This is a genomic window from Paraburkholderia sp. SIMBA_030 (assembly GCF_046535245.1).
In the GTDB taxonomy this organism is placed as follows: Bacteria; Pseudomonadota; Gammaproteobacteria; order Burkholderiales; family Burkholderiaceae; genus Paraburkholderia.
Map to the genome: position 1 here is coordinate 259,074 of NZ_JAWRXB010000010.1, position 18,905 is coordinate 277,978.

The 18,905-nt window shown below is 63.9% G+C and carries 15 protein-coding genes and 1 pseudogene; 5 read left to right on the forward strand and 11 right to left on the reverse strand.

Going from position 1 to position 18,905, the window contains the following annotated elements:
• Positions 1-109: 109 nt before the first annotated feature.
• Positions 110-1,651, reverse strand: a complete 1,542-nt coding sequence (locus tag SB772_RS19250; protein WP_410834800.1) for a methyl-accepting chemotaxis protein — start codon at positions 1,649-1,651, stop codon at positions 110-112.
• 340 nt (positions 1,652-1,991) lie between these two features.
• Between SB772_RS19250 and SB772_RS19255 the strand changes: the two are divergent.
• A pseudogene (locus tag SB772_RS19255) lies at positions 1,992-2,120 on the forward strand (2-aminoethylphosphonate aminotransferase); the annotation flags it as partial.
• Positions 2,121-2,163: 43 nt separating this feature from the next.
• Here SB772_RS19255 and SB772_RS19260 read toward each other — a convergent pair.
• The 10 genes from SB772_RS19260 to SB772_RS19305 all read right to left on the reverse strand — a co-directional run bounded on the left by SB772_RS19260 (position 2,164) and on the right by SB772_RS19305 (position 14,008).
• Positions 2,164-2,316 carry a hypothetical protein gene (locus SB772_RS19260; protein WP_341316182.1) on the reverse strand — a complete coding sequence of 51 codons (153 nt, stop codon included), beginning with the start codon at positions 2,314-2,316 and terminating at the stop codon, positions 2,164-2,166.
• 101 nt (positions 2,317-2,417) lie between these two features.
• On the reverse strand, positions 2,418-3,122 hold the full coding sequence (locus SB772_RS19265; protein WP_410834801.1) for a PIG-L deacetylase family protein: 705 nt from the start codon (positions 3,120-3,122) through the stop codon (positions 2,418-2,420).
• A gap of 439 nt (positions 3,123-3,561) precedes the next feature.
• Complete coding sequence (locus tag SB772_RS19270) at positions 3,562-5,073, reverse strand: UdgX family uracil-DNA binding protein (protein WP_410834802.1); 1,512 nt, start codon at positions 5,071-5,073, stop codon at positions 3,562-3,564.
• 148 nt (positions 5,074-5,221) lie between these two features.
• On the reverse strand, positions 5,222-5,809 hold the full coding sequence (locus tag SB772_RS19275) for an NTP transferase domain-containing protein (protein ID WP_410834803.1): 588 nt from the start codon (positions 5,807-5,809) through the stop codon (positions 5,222-5,224).
• Between the two features lie 166 nt (positions 5,810-5,975).
• Entirely contained in the window at positions 5,976-8,198 is a 2,223-nt protein-coding gene (locus tag SB772_RS19280; protein ID WP_410834804.1) for a xanthine dehydrogenase family protein molybdopterin-binding subunit, read from the reverse strand.
• Positions 8,195-9,196 carry an FAD binding domain-containing protein gene (locus tag SB772_RS19285; protein ID WP_410834805.1) on the reverse strand — a complete coding sequence of 334 codons (1,002 nt, stop codon included), beginning with the start codon at positions 9,194-9,196 and terminating at the stop codon, positions 8,195-8,197. Before SB772_RS19285 ends, SB772_RS19280 begins: the two co-directional genes overlap by 4 nt.
• A 13-nt stretch (positions 9,197-9,209) precedes the next feature.
• Positions 9,210-9,923, reverse strand: a complete 714-nt coding sequence (locus tag SB772_RS19290; RefSeq protein ID WP_410834806.1) for a 2Fe-2S iron-sulfur cluster-binding protein — start codon at positions 9,921-9,923, stop codon at positions 9,210-9,212.
• 379 nt (positions 9,924-10,302) lie between these two features.
• On the reverse strand, positions 10,303-10,986 hold the full coding sequence (locus tag SB772_RS19295; RefSeq protein ID WP_410834807.1) for a Fe2+-dependent dioxygenase: 684 nt from the start codon (positions 10,984-10,986) through the stop codon (positions 10,303-10,305).
• Positions 10,983-11,747 carry a tetratricopeptide repeat protein gene (locus tag SB772_RS19300; RefSeq protein WP_410834808.1) on the reverse strand — a complete coding sequence of 255 codons (765 nt, stop codon included), beginning with the start codon at positions 11,745-11,747 and terminating at the stop codon, positions 10,983-10,985. The genes SB772_RS19295 and SB772_RS19300 overlap by 4 nt, the downstream gene beginning before the upstream one ends.
• Before the next feature lie 11 nt (positions 11,748-11,758).
• Positions 11,759-14,008: a TonB-dependent receptor gene (locus SB772_RS19305; protein ID WP_410834809.1), complete on the reverse strand. Its 2,250-nt coding sequence runs from the start codon at positions 14,006-14,008 to the stop codon at positions 11,759-11,761.
• Between the two features lie 264 nt (positions 14,009-14,272).
• On the opposite strand from SB772_RS19305, the gene SB772_RS19310 reads away from it, so the two are divergent.
• The 4 genes from SB772_RS19310 to SB772_RS19325 all read left to right on the forward strand — a co-directional run bounded on the left by SB772_RS19310 (position 14,273) and on the right by SB772_RS19325 (position 18,880).
• Positions 14,273-14,755, forward strand: a complete 483-nt coding sequence (locus tag SB772_RS19310; RefSeq protein ID WP_410834810.1) for an SET domain-containing protein — start codon at positions 14,273-14,275, stop codon at positions 14,753-14,755.
• 230 nt (positions 14,756-14,985) lie between these two features.
• Positions 14,986-15,183 carry a hypothetical protein gene (locus tag SB772_RS19315; RefSeq protein WP_410834811.1) on the forward strand — a complete coding sequence of 66 codons (198 nt, stop codon included), beginning with the start codon at positions 14,986-14,988 and terminating at the stop codon, positions 15,181-15,183.
• 472 nt (positions 15,184-15,655) lie between these two features.
• Positions 15,656-18,445 carry a cyanophycin synthetase gene (cphA, locus tag SB772_RS19320; protein ID WP_410834812.1) on the forward strand — a complete coding sequence of 930 codons (2,790 nt, stop codon included), beginning with the start codon at positions 15,656-15,658 and terminating at the stop codon, positions 18,443-18,445.
• A gap of 126 nt (positions 18,446-18,571) precedes the next feature.
• On the forward strand, positions 18,572-18,880 hold the full coding sequence (locus tag SB772_RS19325) for a hypothetical protein (RefSeq protein ID WP_410834813.1): 309 nt from the start codon (positions 18,572-18,574) through the stop codon (positions 18,878-18,880).
• Positions 18,881-18,905 lie beyond the last annotated feature (25 nt).

The window sequence follows — 18,905 nt, forward strand, 5'->3', positions numbered from 1 at the left end:
GGTTCGTTCGATTCATGCGTCGATTCCGACGCGGCGTGTTAAGAGGCGCTCGCTGCCTGTTGAGCGCCTTCTTTTTCGTGTGCTGCGCCCGCGCTCCGGAGATGAAGCCTCAGGCAGGCAGAGCGAAACTCGAAATCGCCTCGCGCAGCACGCCCACCTGATCCTTCAGCGAATGGGCCGCGGCGGCGGCTTGCTCGACGAGCGCCGCATTCTGCTGCGTGACCTGATCCATTTCGCCGACCGCGCGATTGACCTGCTCGATGCCCGCGCTTTGTTCGCGCGATGCGTTGCTGATCTCTTCGAGGATTTGATTGACGCGGCGCACCGATTGCACGATCTCGCTCATTGTCGAACCGGCGTTGGCGACCAGCGACGCGCCCGCTTCGACGGTGCCGGTGGACGTTTCGATCAACGCCTTGATTTCCTTGGCGGCCGTGGCCGAGCGTTGCGCGAGGCTGCGCACTTCAGCGGCGACGACGGCGAAGCCGCGCCCCTGTTCGCCCGCGCGGGCCGCTTCGACGGCGGCGTTAAGCGCGAGGATGTTGGTCTGGAACGCGATGCCGTCGATCACGCCGATGATGTCGCCGATCTGCCGCGAACTGGTGGTGATTTCGCCCATCGTGCGGACCACGTCGTCGACCACCCGGCTGCCGCGCGTGGCCACATCCGCGGCTTGACCGGCGAGTTGCGCTGCTTGTTGCGCGCTGTCCGCGTTCTGCTTCACGTTGACCGTCATCTGATCCATGCTCGATGCGGTTTCGACGAGCGCCACTGCCTGCTCCTCGGTGCGCTGCGACAGATCCGTGTTGCCGGCGGCGATTTCGGTCGCGCCGATATTGATGTTTTCGGTGCCCTGACGCACGCGCGAAACCGTATCGACGAGACCGGCCTGCATGGTGTGGAGTGCGTGCAGCAGACTGCCGGCGTCTTCCTGTCGAACCGGCACGCGTGTGGCGAGGTTGCCGCGCGCCATGAGTTGGGCTGCCTCGACCGCCACTTCCAGGTCGCCGCCGAGCGTGCGGCGGATGCTGCGCAGAACCAGCAGCATGACGATTGTGGCGATTGCGCCGAGCACCGCGGTGATGACTAGCCAGCGCAGCAGGCTGGCGTAGAACGCGCGCTGCACGTCGTCCATGTACATGCCGGTGACGAGATACCAGTCCCACGGCGCGAAGTGAAGTGAGTAGCTGGTCTTCGCGACGGGCTGGTCGCTGCCGGGCTTCGCCCATAGATAGTCGACGAAACCGCCGCCGTCGCGATTGCCTGCGTTGACGATGTCGACGAACAGATGGTTGCCAGCCGGGTCGGCGAACTGCGCCATGTTTTTGCCGACCAGTTCCTTCTTGATCGGATGCATCAGCATGACGGGCTGCGAGTCGTTGACGGAGATGTAGCCGTCTTTGCCGTAGCGCATGGCGGCCAGCGTTTCCAGCGCCTGTTTTTTGGCTTCTTCTTCGGTGATCGTGTGTTGCTGCGCGAACGTGTAATAGCGGTTGACGATGTGGTTCGCCTGGTCGATCAGCGAGGTGAGTTGATCGCGGCGATCGGCAATCATGGAAGCGCGGTTTTGCCATGCGCCGAAGCCGCCGATCAGGATCAGGCCGATCCAGAGGACGGCGATCATTGAGGTTAGTTTTTTGTTCAGAGTCATGGGCGGGGGCTCTTCCATGGGGTGGTCGGTCAGGTTTTTTCGCTTGCAGCGAGTGGCTTGTTGCTGACTGTGTTTACGGCTTGATGGTGGATGCTCTGTAGGAGGGGAAACCCGTCTTTTATTTGTCTGCTGAATTGGTTTTTGCCTTGTGTGGCGCTATTGGTTGTTCGCTTGCGGCGGTGGTTTTTTCCTTTCTTATTGTTTTATTGGCATTCCCTCAGCGCGGGGAATGCCAATAAGCCAATATCAAATCAAGGAAAGGCCAACGCCGCAGGCACACAGCAAAAAAAACGCCGGGCAGGCAAAACCTCGGGCGGCTGGCACGCGGCGTCATGCGCGTTACGCGACGCTCGCCGGGCAGGCGCACGCGGGTCTGTCGGCCGAACTGTTCCGCATTTCGACGATGGGCAACCTCCACGCCGCCGATATCGACCGCTTGTTGCAAGGTTTCACCGAACTCACTCGCTGATTTTCGCGTCGCCGCTCATGACGGTGGTCATGAACGCCCGGTCTCACACCGGATCCTTGTCCGGCGGCCCCTCTGGCCGCTGCGGCTCTTCGTTGTGATGGCCGGGCGACGGCGGCACGAGCGGATCGCCTTCCGGGTCGCGGGTCGGATCGGCGTGCGGATCGGGAATCGGACTGGTATGCATGTCGTAGCTCATTGCATCACCTTGTTGCGAAGAAGTGGACCGGTACGGCCGGCGGCGGCTGAGCACACCTGCCATTCCCTTCAAGCGTAGGCGATTCGACACGCTCCAGGCGCTTACTTTTTCGCGCGACGGCCCACGCTGAGTTGCCAGTAACGTTCGGGGGCGAAAACGTCGTCGTAATCTCCCGCGCCGAAAGCGCGCAGCCGGCTTTCGTACGCGTTGACGGCTTCGCGTTTGAGCAGCGCCTGGCGCGCCAGATCGATCGTGTGATGCGCGCTCGGGTGGGCCGGCGTCGCAACGATGCCGCGCCGCGCCAGATCGGCGAAGCGCGCCTGCACGACGCCGGGCGTGCGCCGGTGGATCGCTTCCTCGTAACCGAACCACGTGAGATGCGACAGGCGCGGCAGGATTTCGCAGCAGGCTTCGAACGCCCGTTCGTGGTCGGCGTGATCCAGGCCGAGCGGCATCAGCAGCGTGTTGGCGGTCGAGCGGTAAATGGTTTCTTCGAGCGCTGCCGCCAACGTGGCGATCGACGGCGAGTCGAGGTACTGGCCGTCGCGAAACGGCATGCGCAGCGGAATCGCGTCGAGCACCTCTAGCGCGCGGTTGTCTTCGAGCGTGCGTGTGTGGACTGCCTGACGAGCGTCCTTGAACCCCGACTGTTCATCTCGCTCCGTGTGCATCTGATGCTCGGGCGGTGCGGCGAATACCGTGCAGACCGCGGCATCGGGATGCGCGGCGAGCAGCGCGCCGCAACTGAACACGGCGTCGTCGAAATGGGGGGACACGATGAACAGGCGCGGGCTGGTTTCGCTCATGGATAGTATGGTGGTGTGGGATACGCGCAGGCCGCATTCGACGCTCGTTCGCCGCTCGTTTGCCGCTCGTTCGCCGGTCATTTTCCGTTTCACGCGTTGCGCCCGGAATCGCGGCATCACATCAGCTTAGGCGGAATCGGCGCGGCTTGCGTGACAGTCTTGGCACGCGCAAGCGGCGTACCCGGCTGCGGCGATCCGGCACGTGCCTGGCACCTGGCTTAGTACTGGCCTCCCGCAGATGCTCACCGTTGCGGTTTTGGCGTTTCCCGTACTTCCTCACCTTCAAACAGCATGTTGCGTTCGGCAAATTGTTGCCCGGGGCGCAATGCTGATGGGTCCGCTTTTGGTCGTTAGTGCGGTTTAACGCAGCTTTTACACTGCTCGCAAGGTTGGCCCGGCGCGGGCATGCGGCGCGTATGCTGGCGCGGGTCGGCGCTGCTCAGCCCGCCACCAGCTTCGCTGCGCGGCTGAACGCCGTCGCGATTGTCGCCTCGATACCGTTGCGTAAGCGGGCGTCGGCGGTTCGCAGCGCATACGACGGATGGTAGGTCGGCACGATCAGGCGCCCGTCGTGGGCGATCGTCTGACCGAGGTATTCGGACAGATTGACGTGCGGGCCGGTCAGCGCTTTCAGCGCGGTCGGGCCGAGCGTGACGACGACGCGCGGTGCGATCCGCGTGAGTTCTTCTTCGAGCCAGTACTGGCAAGCTTCGACCTCGCGCTGCGCGGGCGTGCGGTGGACGCGCTGCTGGTCGAGCCATTCCCATTTGTAATGCTTGACCGCATAGGTCAGGTACAGCGCCGCGCGCTCGACGCCCGCGCGCGCGAGCACGGCATCCAGCAGCTGGCCGGCCGGTCCGGTGAATGGCTCGCCTTGCCGGTCTTCCTGCTCTCCGGGCTGTTCGCCGACCACCATGATCGCCGCATGTGCCGGCCCGGCGCCCGCGACCGCGTGCGTCGCGTTGCGCCATAACGCGCACCGTCTGCAGGTGGCAAGCGGCCCGGTAGGTTCGCGAAACGGCGGTGTCAGCGCCGAATACTCGACCGGTGGCGCATCCGGCACGGTGACGGGGGCGCTTTGTGCGCCAAGCCGGGTGCGCGCGAGCGCGAGCTGCGCAGGCAATGGCGGACCGGCAGGCGGCGTTCTCCAGTAGCGCAGCGGCACGGATGACTGCGCCGCATTGAAGGCGCTGGCGTAATACGCGAGCCAGAGCGCTTCAGTGGGCTCGCTGGTGATGGCTTCGCCGGTCATGGCGTTGGCGGCTGACGCCTGAGCGGAATGAGCGGCTTCGTCTGGAAGCGGTTGGCCGATGCGCAGCAGCATCCCGTTCCAGAATGCCGCGCCGTGCGGGGTGGTCAGCATCCACGTGGATTCGCCTGTGCGGGGTGCGAGTCGCGCGGCGGCGCGCGCCAGCAGGTCATGATGCGGTTCGTACCAGCCGACGAATTCAGGCGGGCCCATCGACGGATCGCGCCGCCTGAATAGCGTCAGCGCGAGCAGATCGTCCGTTTCGCGCTCGACGGCCTGAATGCGCTGATCGAGCAACGCGCTGTCGGCGTCGTCGGGATCGAGGACGTTGCGCTCGCCGTGCGTCCAACGCCACAGGACGCGATACAACAGAGCCCAGCGGTCCGGCGCCCGAAAGCAGCCAGCCGTTTTCAGCCGGGTGAGCAGTTCGCGGGGAATCGCAGGGACCGCAAAGGCGGTGGCAGTGGTGGTGGTGTCCGAAGCGTTCGATGCGCCTGAAGTACCGGAAGTGGCCTCAGTGCCGGTCGCCGCCAAAGCGTGCGTATCTTGCCGGGCGGGGTCACTAATGCCGTTTTCTCCGTGAGCCGCCGCATCGTCGGACTCGATCCACTCGATCTGTCCTGGTTCGACACCTTGCCGCAGCAGCGCTCGCGCGGCGCGCCGCCATGCGGCAAAAGACGGTTCGATTGGAATGCGTTGCATGCTGACGCGCCGCGGATGCGCGCGCAGCGTCACGCGTCAATCCATGTGGCCAAAATACTGTATGAATGTACAGTATGCGCCTGAACACGGACCCGGATCAAGCGTGCCGGACTGGAATCGCCCCCGATCGCGCCGGCGCTAGCCGGCGCTAGACATTGCGCAAATCTTCCGGCGTATCCACGTCGCGCAGAATCCCGGCGTCGTCGACATTCAGTTGCATCACAGGCTGCGAAGTCAGCAGCGAGCGCGCGCCGGTGTCGCCGTCGAGCGTCAACAATGCGTCGCGGTGTTCGATGCCGAAGCCGACCGGATGGCCGCGCTGCCCCTGGTAAAACGGCGCGACCAGCGAAGCGCCGCCATCGAGCGCGTGCGCCACGGCTTCGATCGTCGTGACGGCGATACGCGGCATATCGGCGAGCGCGACGATCCAGCCCTCGGCGTCTTCGCTGGCCTCGATGCCGGCGGCGAGGCTCGCGCCCATGCCGCGCACCGCGTCGGCGGTAAACACCACGTCGCAACCGGCGTCGTTCAGCAAGCGCGCGAGTGCGTCCGAACCCGGCCGCACCACGGCCAGCACCCGCGTGACAACCTGCAGCAGCCGATGCGCGGCTTCGTGAGCGACCGGCGTGCCGTCGGGCATACGCGCAAGCAGTTTGTTGTGCAGGCCGTCCGGATCGAAGCGCGACCCGTAGCCGGCGGCGAGCAGCACGCCAGTGGCGAGCGAGGCATAGGCCATGGGCGGGCACCGGTAGAAAGGATGAGGACGATTGTGCGATGCAACGCAGTTGCAGGCAAGCGCCAATGCACGCCACCATGCAACGCCCAGGCACATGTTCAGGCACATGTTCAGGCACACGCCCAGGCACACGCTCAGGCACACGCCCGTGCATACACTCGCCGCCTCACACCCGCACCGTGCTCATCACCTTATCGAGCGTCACCGGCAGGTCGCGCACGCGCACACCGGTCGCGTGATACACCGCATTCGCGATCGCCGCCGGCACGCCCGTGATGCCGATCTCGCCGATCCCGCGTACGCCGAGCGAGTTGATATGCGGATCGGGCCGATCGAGGAAGGTGATATCGAGCGAGCCGATATCGGCATTCACCGGCACGTGATACTCAGCAAGATTCGCGTTGGTGAAGCGCCCATAGCGCACGTCGAGCGAGGTCTCTTCCTGCAGCGCCGCGCCCACGCCCCACACGATGCCGCCCATCAGCTGACTGCGCGCGGTCTTCTGATTCAGCACGCGCCCCACGTCGTACACGGCGACCACGCGCGGCACGCGGATCGTGCCGAGGTCCGCATCGACATGCACTTCGACGAACACCGCACCGAACGAGTGGAGCGAGTACTTCTGCTCCTCGTCGCCTGGTTTGGCCGTCGCGGTCGCTTCGATCGGCTTGCCGCCGGCGCGCGCGATGATCGCCGCGGCCGGATCGCGCCGCGCCGGTTGCGAGCGGCTCACGACCCAGCCGTTTTCTACCGTGATGTCGTCGGGCGCGATGCCGTGCACGGGCGACGCGGTATCGGCGAGCGCCAGCGCGATCAGTTGATTGCGCGCCTGGGTCGCGGCATCGTGTACTGCCGGAGAGACGCTCGCCGCCGATCGCGAGCCGCCCGACCCCGGTGCTCTCGGCAGCGATGAATCGCCGAGCGCGAAGTGGATGTTTTCCGGCGCGAAGCCGAGCGCATCGGCGGCGACCTGGGTCATCACCGTGTAAGTGCCGGTGCCGAGGTCCTGCGTGCCGGAGGCGACCATCGCGGAGCCGTCCGGCAGAATCCGCGCGATGGCCGAGGCTTCGCTGCGATTGGCCGGGTAGGTCGCGCTCGCCATGCCCATGCCGATCAGCGTGCTGCCGTTGCGCATCGAACGCGGTGCGGGCGTACGCCGCGACCAGCCGAATTTCTCGGCGCCGAGCTGATAGCACTCGCGCAAGGCCTTGCTCGACCACGGCTTGTTCTCCTGCGGATCGGCGTCGGCGTAGTTCTTCATGCGCAGCGCGAGCGGGTCCATCTTCAACGCGGCCGCGAGTTCGTCCATTGCCGATTCGAGCGCGAACGAGCCGGTCGTTTCGCCGGGCGCGCGCATGAAGGTCGGCGTGCCGACATTGAGCGGCACGAGCCGGTGCGTGGTCACCTGATTCGGCACCGCGTACAGCATGCGCGTGACCATGCAGCAGGTCTCGGTCCAGTCTTCGATCATCGACGTGTTCGAGATGCTGTCGTGGCGTATCGCGGTCAAGGTGCCGTCGTGGCGCGCACCGAGCACTAGATGCTGCTCGGTACGCGGACGTCCGCCGACCGGGCCGAACATCTGCGGCCGCTCCAATACGAGCCGCACTGGACGCCCGGTCTGTTTCGCCGCCATCGCGCACAACGACACATGCGACCACGACGAGCCCTTGCAACCAAAACCGCCGCCCACGAACGGCGAGATCACGCGCACGTCGCCGGGTGAAATGCCGAGCGTCCTGGCGACCACCGTCGCGGCGCCGCTGACGGCTTGTGTCGAGTCGTAGAGCGTCAGTTGCGGGCCGTCCCAGCGCGCCATCGTCGCGTGCGGCTCCATCGGATTGTGGTGCTCCATCGGCGTCGTGTAAGTCACGTCGACGTGCACCGCGCTGCTGCGCATGCCGTCGTCGAAGCTGCCGCGTTGTGTATCGGTTTGCCGGCCTTGCGGTCTATCCGGCGCGTGTCCGTTCGGCTTGGCCTGCGCGAAATCGAGCGTCGCCGCCGTGCCTCGATAGGTGATGCGCAGTTGGCGGGCCGCGTCGGTTGCGTGTTCCAGCGTATCGGCGACCACCACCGCGACCGGTTCGTTGTTGTAGTGAACCTGGTTGTCCTGCAATAGCGACAAGCGGCGGCCGCTCGGCGGCGCAAACGCGGCCTGGCCGCCGTTCGGCAGGCGCGGCGCGTTCTGATACGTCATCACCAGCAGCACGCCGGGCAGCGCTTGCGCGCGGTTCGCATCGATCGACGTAATGGTGCCGCGCGCAATCGTGCTGGTGACGAGTACCGCATGCGCAAGCCGCGCTTCGGGAAACTCGGCGGCATAGCGCGCTTCACCGGTGACTTTCAGCAGTCCGTCGGTGCGGTCCAGCGGTTGACCGATCAGATTCATGCGACACCTCCTGCGCGGCCAGCGGCCTGATTGGCGGCGCGCACGATCGCGCGTTGCGCGAGTTGCACCTTGAAGCGGTTGTCGTGCTGCGGCCTTGCATCGCGTAACGCGGCCGCGGCAGCGTTTTGCAACGTTGCCTGCGTAAGCGGCCGGCCCTCGAGCATCTGCTCCGCGACGCTCGCGCGCCACGGTTTATGGGCGACGCCGCCTAGCGCGATGCGCGCGGTCTTCACGCGCTCGCCGTCGAGTTGCAAGGCGGCAGCGACCGACACCAACGCGAATGCGTAACTGGCGCGGTCACGCACTTTCAGGTAGTGGGAATGCGCGCTGAACAGCGGGGGCGGCAGATCGACCGCGGTAATCAGTTCACCGGGCTGCAACGTGGTATCGACGTCCGGCCGATCTCCCGGCAAGCGATGAAATTCCGCGAACGGAATCGTCCGCTCGCCGCTGGGGCCGCTCACGCGCACGACGGCATCGAGCGCGGCCAGCGCCACGCTCATGTCCGACGGGTTGACGGCGATGCACTGCGCACTCGCGCCGAGAATCGCGTGAGTGCGATTGTGGCCCTCGAGCGCCGCGCAGCCGCTGCCAGGCAGGCGCTTGTTGCATTGCGTGAAAGCCGTGTCGTAAAAGTAACCACAACGAGTGCGCTGCAACAGATTGCCGCCCACGGTCGCCATATTGCGCAGTTGCGGCGACGCACCTGACAAAAATGCTTGCGACAACAACGGGTATGGCTCGCGCACCAGCGCGTGATTGGCCGCATCGCTATTGCGCACCAGCGCGCCGATACGCACGCCGCCGTCGGGCAGCGTGGTGATCGCATCGAGCCCGCCGATGTGCGTGATATCGATCAGCCGCATCGGCCGCGCTACGCCGCCCTTCATCAGATCGAGCAGATTGGTGCCGCCGCCGATGAACACGGCGCCGGGTTGCTGCGCGGCGCGCAGCGCGCCGGCGATATCGCCGGCGCGTTCGTAAGAGATCGCATCCATGTTGGTTGCTCCGTCAGGCGTTGCCGTTGTTCTGTCCGCCGCTTTCGTGAACGGCACGCACCGCTGCGACGATGTTCGCGTACGCGCCGCAACGGCAAATATTGCCGCTCATGCGCTCGCGGATCTCAGCGTCGGAAAGTTGTGGCGGGCGGCTGCGGACATCGGCGGTCGCGGTGCTGGCCGTGCCATTGCGAAACTCGCCCAGGAGGGCAGTCGCGGAACACAACTGCCCGGGCGTACAGTAGCCGCACTGGAACGCGTCGTGTTCGATGAATGCGCGCTGCATCGGACTCAACGCGCCGTTGGCGGCGAGTCCTTCGACCGTCGTGATCGTCTCGCCTTCATGCATGACTGCAAGCGTCAGACACGCGTTGACGCGCCGGCCATCGATCAGCACCGTGCACGCGCCACATTGCCCGCGGTCGCAGCCTTTCTTTGTGCCCATCAGGCCGGCGTATTCACGCAGCGCGTCGAGCAAGGTCACGCGCGGTTCGAGTTGCAGCGTATAAGCGCGACCGTTGACGTTCAATGTGACCGGATGCTGCGGCACCGGTGCATGAACTTCGGCGGGCGGCGCAGAAGGGGTTTGCGCCTGCGCCCGCAGATGCGGTGCGGCGCCGACGGTGGCCGCGGCGGCAGCCGATTGCAGAAAGCGGCGGCGCGATGGTTGGCGTAGGGCGGCGGCGGACTCGTCGCCTGAACCCTGACGATCGTTGTTCGTGGACATGACGTTCTGCTTGCTCCATGAAAGGTCAATGCAGGCGGCGACGTGCGGGTAACCGACGTGCGGGTATCCGGCGTGCGGGCATCCGATGTGTCGGTATCCGAAGCGTCGCGGCTTAGCAAATCAATCTCAGCAATTTCGATGCCGCTGCGAGCGCAACGACATGTGAACGCAGCGCGCATGACTCGACAGTGAGTCGGCGGCGAGTCACCGACAAGTCAGGTTAAAGCGGGGAAGCGCAACCCATAGCGAGCGATACCGAAGCGGCGCACATCAACAACGGACGTTGCGCTTAACGAACTGGAAAGTAAATATGCTGGAGGGGCGTCTTTCTGGGTGCAAAAAGAAAGACTGTTTTGCGCGAGATGAGTAGTCCGCCGATTCAGGCGTCGGCCCAGCGGCGCAGCAGATTGTGATAAATGCCGGTGAGACTGACCACGGTTGCATCGTTTGAACCTTTCTCGGCGGCAACGCGCTGCACGTCGTTGTCGAGTTGAAACAGCAGCGCGCGCTCGCCGTCGTCGCGCACCATGCTCTGAATCCAGAAGAACGTTGCAACCCGTACACCGCGCGTCACCGGACTCACGTGATGCAGGCTAGAAGCAGGGTAGAGCACCATGTCGCCGGCGGGCAGCTTTGCGCGATGCATGCCGTAGGTGTCTTCGATGCAAAGTTCTCCGCCGTCGTAGGTGTCCGGCTCGGTGAGAAACAGCGTGGCCGACAGATCGCTGCGAATGCGGAAGTCGGTGCCGCGCAGGTGGCGGATCGCGTTGTCGACATGGATGCCGAAACCGTCGCCGCCCGCATAGCGGTTAAACAGCGGCGGAAACACCTTGAGCGGCAACGCGGCGGAAAAGAAGCGCGGATGGCGGCCGAGCGCGTCCTGAATCGCATCGCCCACCGCGCGCGCGGCCGGCGATCCTTCGGGCAACTGCTGGTTGCGCTTGGCCTGCGCCGACTGTTCGCCGGAGGTCGCATTGCCGTCGATCCATTGCGCCGCGTCGAGCACTTCACGGCATTGCGCGACCTGCCGTTTGCTGAGCACAGCCTGGAGATGCAGCATCATGCGCGCGACTCCTGTGCCAGGTTCATCGCAGCGCGTACGTCCTCGGCCAGCGCGCGAAACGCAGTCACCGGCGAAGCGGCGAGCCATGCTTGCATCTTCGCGACGAACGCCGTGGTCGCCGTATGCGGCACGCGCCGCAACCATCCGAGCGCCGCATCGATCTCGCCGCGCTCGGCGAGGAGCCGCGCATAGTTGAACTGACCGCGAAAGTCGCCGCCTTGCGCCGCACGCCGGTAATAGTCGAACGCGATGCTTGTGTCCGCATCGACTTCCCAACCGTCCTCGTAAAAACTGCCGATGAAATTGATCGACTTCACGTGACCCAGATCGGCGGCGCGCCGGAACCACTGCAACGCCTGCGCGCGATCGCACGCGATACCGTTGCCGAGCGCGAGTGCCGATGCGTAGTTGTACATGCCCCAGTCGAGCCCCGCCTGGGCGGCGAGCCGGTACCAGTAGACGGCCACCGGCGCGCATGCGGCGGTTCCCCAGCCGTGTTCGTAGCAGCGGCCCAGCATGTTCATTGCCATCGGATGATCCCGTCGCGCCGCGTGCCTGAACCACGTCAGCGCTTGCTCCGCATTGCGTTCGACACCGTGGCCGTCGAGCAGATACTGCCCATACACGGCCTGCGCCTCGACAATGCCGTGATGCGCGGCCGCCGCCACCCATGCGGCCGCTTTGGCCGGCGGCCCGGAGAGAATCGTGGCGAGTTCGTCATGCGACACGCTTGCCAGTGCCTTCAACGTCACGTGTTTCATCGGACCATGACTTAGTAGCGCGCGTTGAGCGTCAGGAACGCGGAACGTCCCGGAGCGATCGACGCGTAGTGAGCCGGATAGGCCTGGTCGTAATACGTCCGGTTGAAGATGTTCTGCACGTTCAGTTGCAGATCGACCTTCTTGTTGATCCGGTACCTTGCCATGCCGTCGAAGCGCCAGTACGACGGCACCGCGCGCAGATTCGCCGTATCGCCGTACACCTGCGACATGTAGAACGCGCCGCCGCCGATCGTGAACTTCGGCAGCACGTCGTAGCTGGTCCACAGGCTGATGCTGTTCTTCGGCGTGTTCGGGAACTGGTGGCCGTTGTCCGAGGTGATTTTGCCGTTGTCGCGCAACGCGCTCTTCATATATGTGTAGCCGCCGAACACCTGCCACTTGCTGGTCAGCTGGCCGGCCACGCCGAATTCGAAACCCTGCACGCGCTTGTTGCCGGCCATCGCATATTCGTTATTCGGCAGCGTGACGCGCGCGTTCGTCGTGTCGATCTGGAACAGCGCGCCCGTCAGCGACAGGTGGTTGTTCAGCACGTTCCACTTGGTGCCGATTTCGTAGCTGCGGTTCTTTTCCGGCGCGAGTTGATCGGCGTTCGCACCGACGCCGCCGCGGCCGGGTGTCAGCGATTGCGTTTCGCTGCCCTGGCCGAGCAGCGCGCCGGCCGGCGTCGACGAGGTCGCAATCGACGCATAGATGCTGCCGTTCGAAGCCGGTTTGAAGACGAGCCCGAGCTGGTAGTTGAACAGCGTGTCGTCGCGCGAGGTGCGCTTGCCGCCGTTGGCGACCGTATTGCGAAAATCCGTCGAATAATCGTCGACGCGCAAACCGACGTTGGCTTGCCAGCGCCTGGTGAATTCGATCGTATCGAACGCGTATAGCGATTTGGTGACCGTGCGCTGCTCGCTCGGATCGTTCGCCTTGCTAACCGATCCGGCCCACGGGTCGTTCGGATTCGGCGACCACAGGCTCGTGCAGTTATAGCCCGACGCCGCGCCGATGCCCTTGGTCTTGCAGATCGCGCCGCTCGCCGCCGCCACGCTGTACGAATCGTTCACGCTGGTCTCGCGCGACAGTTCGAGGCCGGTGGTGAAGCTGTGCTTCATGAAACCGGTCTTGAACTCGCCGAACAGCTCGGTCTGGTTCGCGAGGCTGTAGACGTCGCTCGCACGCGTATTCGCGCGGCGCCACACCATGCCGTTGACGACGTTGCCCTGGCTGTCGTCCGGCTGGGTCCAGATGTAGTCCTGGGTGGACTTCGTATAACGCGTGGTGTTGCGGATCGTCAGGTTGCTGTTGATGTCGTGCTCGATGCGCACGGTGCCGACGTCCGAGGTCGTGTTGCGGAAGTCACGATCGAGCAGGCCGTAAAAATTGTGGCGGTCCACGTTGGCCGGATAGATCGTGCCGACGTTGGCCGGCTTGTTGGTGGTCGTGTAGAAGTACGGAATGCCGCTGTCGGGCAAATCGTCGGTCGACAGGTGGTAGTAGCTGGCCGTCACGCGGGTCGGCGTGCCGAGGCCGTACGTGAACGACGGCGCGATGCCCCAGCGCTCGTTGTTGACTGCGTCGCGGCCGGCGACGTCGTTGTTGTGGCTCATCACGTTCAGGCGGAATGCGGCGTGGTCGGTCATCTGCCAGTTGCCGTCGGCGGTGAAGCGGCGATAGCGGTCAGTGCCAAGCCCCGCGCTGCCGGCGGCGGCGTTGCCCAGATGCGGGGTCTTGCTGATCAGATCGATGCTGCCGCCCGCGCCGCCTCGGCCGCCGTATGCGCCGTCGGCGCCCTTGGTCACTTCGATGCTTTCGATGTTGAACACTTCACGGGTGGTCGCGCCGATGTCGCGCAAGCCGTCGACGAACGTGCTGCCCTGCGCGTCGTAGCCGCGGATGAACGGCCGGTCGCCGAGCGGATTGCCGCCTTCGCCGGCGCCGAAGGTGATGCCCGGCACCGTGCGCAGCGCTTCGGTCAGCGTCGCGGCGCCGGTGCTCTGGATCAACTCCTGCGGAATGACCGTCACCGATTTCGGCGTATCGACCAGCGGTGCGGTGAATTTGACCGACGCCGAATGGTCGGTCTTGAAGCCGTCGCCTGCCTGGCCCTGCACGGCGATCGGTGCGAGCTGGCCTTCCTGGTCGGGCGGCGGCGTGCCGGCGGTGCCTTGCGCGAGGGCGGGGCCGGCAGCCAACATGCTGCACAGCGTCGTGCTGATTTTGCCGAACTTCGGCTCGTCGGACCGCAACTTCATCTTTATCCCCGTCGTGAGTGTGATGACCGGGCAGGCATCGTCATCCTTACCCGGATATTCCACATTTATTACAAAGAGTTTGCGGTGTGCATTCTATGCAATATACTTGCGAATGAGAAGCGTTCTCAACAAAAAGAGTTGATATGGGGAGGGGTGGGCGGGGGTATGGGATCAAGTTGGCGTTAAATCGCCGGCGCGCGATGCCCGACAGACCGGGTTGTTCTGACGCGACGGCCCCGGTTGCCACGCAACGCGCCGCTCGCTATGCTCCAAGCCTTCAACAAATCTGTGGGTGATGAAGTGCGGCGCATTACGGTCAGAAAATCATCGGTTCATGGACGAGGCGTGTTCGCGCTGCAAGCGATTCCTGCCGGCCAGCGGATCTTCGAATATCGCGGCGAGCTCACTTCGTGGCGGCGGGCCTCTGCAAGGCACCGGCGGTCCGGAATGCGCGGCCACACGTTCATTTTCGGACTGGCTGACGGGCGCGTGATCGACGGCAGCGTCGGGGGCAACAGCGCCCGCTGGCTGAACCACTCCTGCCAGCCGAACTGCGAGGCGATCGAGGACGAGCGGGGGCGGGTTTTCATCGAGACGCTCAGCGACGTGATGCCGGGCGACGAGCTTTCTATCGCCTATGGACTCACTATCGATGAAGCGATTACTCCCGAATTGATCGCCGACTATTCTTGCCGCTGCGGGACGGAGAGGTGTACCGGTTCGATGCTGGCCTCGGCGAGCGGTTAACGTGCGTCGACCCGTCAACCGCAGCCGGGCGCTGGTCGCAGCCGGTCCTGATACATATGCATCGGAAAGCGATCATTCCTGCCGGTGGCAGATGGTGCGTGATCGTCTCCCGGCGGGTGAGCAAGCCCTCCGCCTCGCTGCTGGCGATGCCTGGCGACGGTGCGGAAATCCATCTCCTCAGCGGTTCGGCGCGCCGTACAGGATGGGACCCAGAGCATTAGGGAATGGACATGGCGACCATCTGGGCGGGCAACGTCGACTGGTTGAGCCCAGGCTGCTTCTACTTCCAAAACGCTTCTACTTTCGCCTCGCGAAGGCTTCTCCCTCAGACGCAATCGCTACTCGCTAAAAAAACGGGCAACAGAAAAGGCAACCGGACAGTTGCAGAAGAGATGTTGCTTTATCTGGAATTACCTCTATTTTTGTAGAGGAGTTCTGCACGCCTGACTCGACGCTTTGCGGCAAATTCGCGGCACGGCTTTGGCCGCCCTCCGACCATGGCGGCTCAGTGCGCGCGCGGCGCGACCTGTTTGCACTACACGATGGTGTACGCAGCCCTCAAGCGCAAGACGGCACGACGGACGTGATGCCGCCGACGCCGTCATCGGCAAAACCGTTGCTATACGACTGATTCAATGCTCATAGCCGTTACCACCGGCGGAGCAGTCCAGCCCCAAGAATTTTTTGCGAAGCGGGCGCGCCTTTCGTGCCGTGTCTGCGGTTATCCCCGAGCGCCGCCTCCGCTTCGCTAAAAATCCTCTGCACGAGAGAACGGGAGATGAGGGGCAGCCAGCGATTGTTATGACAATTCGTCGTATTTTGAATGCCGTTTAGTGCACCTCTACGATGGCTCGAAGGGGTTGCGGCTTACCTGAGATCAGAACTTCAGGAGGTCATTCGATGGAAATCAAGTCAATCGTCGCTTATCAAGGACCTAATATTCATGCACATTTCCCGGTCATTCGGTACACCGTCGATCTGGGGAAGCTTGAGGAATGGCCAACCATGCGGCTTGGCCACGACTTCATCGATCGTCTGCTGGGCTATCTCCCCGGCCTTCAACAGCATGGCTGTTCCTACAATACCGCCGGCGGGTTCGTGCGACGCATGTGGGAAGGCGAGGGAACCTGGCTGGGTCACGTGATGGAACACGTAGCCATCGAACTGCAGAAGGTCGCGGGTTCGGACGTGAGCTTTGGCAAGACGCGTGCAGCCGGGCCGCGGGGACACTACGACGTAGTCTATGAGTACCACGATGAAGATGTCGGTCGGCAGGCCGGAAACCTGTCTCTTGCCTTGATCGAGCATCTTCTTCCTGACGAACTGAAGCCGGAGCAGAATCCTGAACAAGATTTCGACTTTGAGCATGAACTGGATGATTTCATCCGTTATGCGCGGAGTCGCGACGTGGGGCCAAGCACTGCTGCGTTGGTGAGCGCCGCTGAGAAGCGTGCAATCCCTTGTACGCGCCTGAACGGCGAGAGCCTGATACTGCTCGGCTACGGGCGTTTCCAGAAACGGATCAAGGCGACGCTCACCAGCGAGACGCGTCAGATCGCCGTAGACCAGGCGTCGGACAAGGAGGAGACCAATCGCACCCTGCATGACGCGGGACTTCCGGTGCCGCGGCAACGAAGGGTCTATAACGCCGGCGACGCCGTCGATTGCGCCGAGCGCATCGGCTACCCGGTTGTGGTCAAGCCCTTGGACAGCAATCACGGGCAAGGCATATCAATCAAACTTACAAGCCCGGAGCAGGTGGAGCTCGCCTTTGAGAGGGCGCAAGAGTATAGCGGCGGCGTGCTCGTCGAAAGCTATATCCCGGGGGCAGATCACCGCATGCTGGTGGTCAATGGCGAATTGCTGGCGGTTGCCAGGCGCATCCCCGCTCATGTGATGGGCGATGGGGTTCACACCATAGAGGCGTTGGTGGAAGAGGTGAATAGGGATCCACGCCGGGGTGTGGGGCATGAAAACGTGCTTACCCGCGTGGAGCTCGACGGCGCAGCAAAACGCCTGCTGGAAGACGAGGGTTTGAGTCCGGAGACGGTACCCAAGCCGGGCGAGACCGTCTATTTGTGTGCTACCGCAAACCTCTCCACCGGTGGCACCGCCGTCGACGTCACCGATAGCGTGCACCCGGACAACCGGGAAATGGCCGTCCGGGCGATCAGGGCCATTGGGCTGGACGTCGGTGGTGTTGATTTCATCACCACCGATATCTCCAGGTCGTATCGTGAGACTGGCGGCGCCATTTGCGAGGTGAATGCGTGCCCGGGTCTACGGATGCATCTGGCGCCGAGCGACGGCACGCCCAGGGACGTGGCCGGGCCCATCATCGACATGCTGTTTCCACCCGGCGCTCCAACGACCGTCCCCATTGCAAGCATTACCGGCACCAACGGCAAGACCACCACGTCGCGCATGTTGGCCCATATCATGAAGCTGGCGGGCTATACGGTTGGTCTGGGTACAACCGACGGCGTCTACATCGACGGACGGCTGACTGTGGAAGGCGACATGACCGGGGCGACATCCGCGCGCATGATTCTCGCGGATTCCGCTGTCGACGCCGCCGTACTGGAGACGGCCCGGGGCGGCTTGCTGCGATGTGGTTTGGGCTATCCGGAGTGCAACGTGGCGGGCTGCCTCAACGTGACCGCCGATCACCTGGGCCTGCGTGGGGTCGAGACCGTGGAGCAGATGGCCGAGGTCAAGCGCATCGTCATCGAAGTGGCGAAGGACATGGCTGTCGTCAACGCTGACGATCCCTTATGTCTGAAGATGGCGGATCATAGCCGCGCAAACCGCCTGGGCTACGTGACCATGAACCCTGCCCACCCCCTGGTCAATGAGCATATACGGGCGGGCGGGGTGGCGGTCATTCTGGAGGAGGAGATAAACGGCCACATGATCACCCTGTGGGACGGTGGTCACCGTTTTCCGTTGTTGTGGACGCACCTGATTCCGGCCACGGTGCAAGGACTCGCTCTGCACAATGTGCAGAACGCGATGTTCGCCGCGACGCTTGCTCGCGGTCTCGGGATCGATCTCGAGGGCATCCGCCTCGGCCTGCGCACCTTCGAAAACACCTTCCAGCAGACCCCCGGTCGAACGAACATCTATGATCAGCATCCGTTCAGGGTGATTCTGGACTATGCGCACAATCCGGCGGCCGTGAGGACCATGTGCGCTCTTGTAGACCGGCTGGGCGCCGCGCGCGCGAAGATCGTTTCGCTGACGGTTCCGGGCGACCGCCGTGACCAGGACGTCCTGGAGATCGCGCGTATCGCGGCCGGACACTTCGAGCATTACATCTGCCACCGGGACTGCGACTCGCGTGGGCGGGCTCACCTCGAAGTGCCGGAAATGCTGTGCTACGCGCTGCGCGAGAACGGGGTCGGGGCAGAGCAGATCGAGGTCATCGCCGATGAGCAGGCAGCGAATCAATCGGCGCTCGAGATGGCCGGCCCTGGCGATCTGCTCCTCCTGTTGAGCGAAGACTACACGCGTGCCTGGGAGCAGATTGTGCACTTCCGGCCCAATGGGCAAGCAGGGCATGCGGCCGAGAGAAGACCCGGGCCCGTCAAGATCCGTCTGGACGATCTGGGCGGATTCGAATGGGACAGTAGCATGGAGATCATCCGTGACGAGCGCGGCGTGCGGCTAGCGCGGGAGATCGAGGACTGAATGAGTTTTCGCCGTGGCAACGGCGACGTCCCAGGCGGTCGCAAGCCGACCTGGTAGCAGGACCCCAAGGCGGGTGAAGCATCCGATGCACACCCTTCATGAGCGTCAAGACTTAGGAGAGCCAAAATGGACGAGAGACAGAAATTTCTTCTCTACAACGATAACGAAGCCGAGCTCGATGCGTCCTCGAAACGGAGGATAGCCGTCGAAGTCGCGCTGGACCTGATACGTCACGAAGCGATGAGCGGGTCGTCGCGCAATTCTCTGGATTCCAATTTGAGGCACCTCTCGGACTATGCCGATTTTATTCAGGAAGCCTTGAGAGGCAGTGAGCAGGAGGCCTTGGGAGGCAATGAGCAGGAGGCCTTGAGGGGCAGGGACCGGGACGCCTCGAGGGATCGGGACCGGGAAGCATCGAGGGGCAGGGAGCATTAGCGGACTTGCTGCGCCTGCTTGAGCG

Bases quoted from the DNA above. Each gene is read 5' to 3' on its own strand.
- SB772_RS19250 (WP_410834800.1), bottom strand. From the start codon at position 1,651: ATGACTCTGAACAAAAAACTAACCTCAATGATCGCCGTCCTCTGGATC.
- SB772_RS19260 (WP_341316182.1), bottom strand. From the start codon at position 2,316: ATGAGCTACGACATGCATACCAGTCCGATTCCCGATCCGCACGCCGAT.
- SB772_RS19265 (WP_410834801.1), bottom strand. From the start codon at position 3,122: ATGAGCGAAACCAGCCCGCGCCTGTTCATCGTGTCCCCCCATTTCGAC.
- SB772_RS19270 (WP_410834802.1), bottom strand. From the start codon at position 5,073: ATGCAACGCATTCCAATCGAACCGTCTTTTGCCGCATGGCGGCGCGCC.
- SB772_RS19275 (WP_410834803.1), bottom strand. From the start codon at position 5,809: ATGGCCTATGCCTCGCTCGCCACTGGCGTGCTGCTCGCCGCCGGCTAC.
- SB772_RS19280 (WP_410834804.1), bottom strand. From the start codon at position 8,198: ATGAATCTGATCGGTCAACCGCTGGACCGCACCGACGGACTGCTGAAA.
- SB772_RS19285 (WP_410834805.1), bottom strand. From the start codon at position 9,196: ATGGATGCGATCTCTTACGAACGCGCCGGCGATATCGCCGGCGCGCTG.
- SB772_RS19290 (WP_410834806.1), bottom strand. From the start codon at position 9,923: ATGTCCACGAACAACGATCGTCAGGGTTCAGGCGACGAGTCCGCCGCC.
- SB772_RS19295 (WP_410834807.1), bottom strand. From the start codon at position 10,986: ATGATGCTGCATCTCCAGGCTGTGCTCAGCAAACGGCAGGTCGCGCAA.
- SB772_RS19300 (WP_410834808.1), bottom strand. From the start codon at position 11,747: ATGAAACACGTGACGTTGAAGGCACTGGCAAGCGTGTCGCATGACGAA.
- SB772_RS19305 (WP_410834809.1), bottom strand. From the start codon at position 14,008: ATGAAGTTGCGGTCCGACGAGCCGAAGTTCGGCAAAATCAGCACGACG.
- SB772_RS19310 (WP_410834810.1), top strand. From the start codon at position 14,273: ATGCTCCAAGCCTTCAACAAATCTGTGGGTGATGAAGTGCGGCGCATT.
- SB772_RS19315 (WP_410834811.1), top strand. From the start codon at position 14,986: ATGGCGACCATCTGGGCGGGCAACGTCGACTGGTTGAGCCCAGGCTGC.
- cphA (WP_410834812.1), top strand. From the start codon at position 15,656: ATGGAAATCAAGTCAATCGTCGCTTATCAAGGACCTAATATTCATGCA.
- SB772_RS19325 (WP_410834813.1), top strand. From the start codon at position 18,572: ATGGACGAGAGACAGAAATTTCTTCTCTACAACGATAACGAAGCCGAG.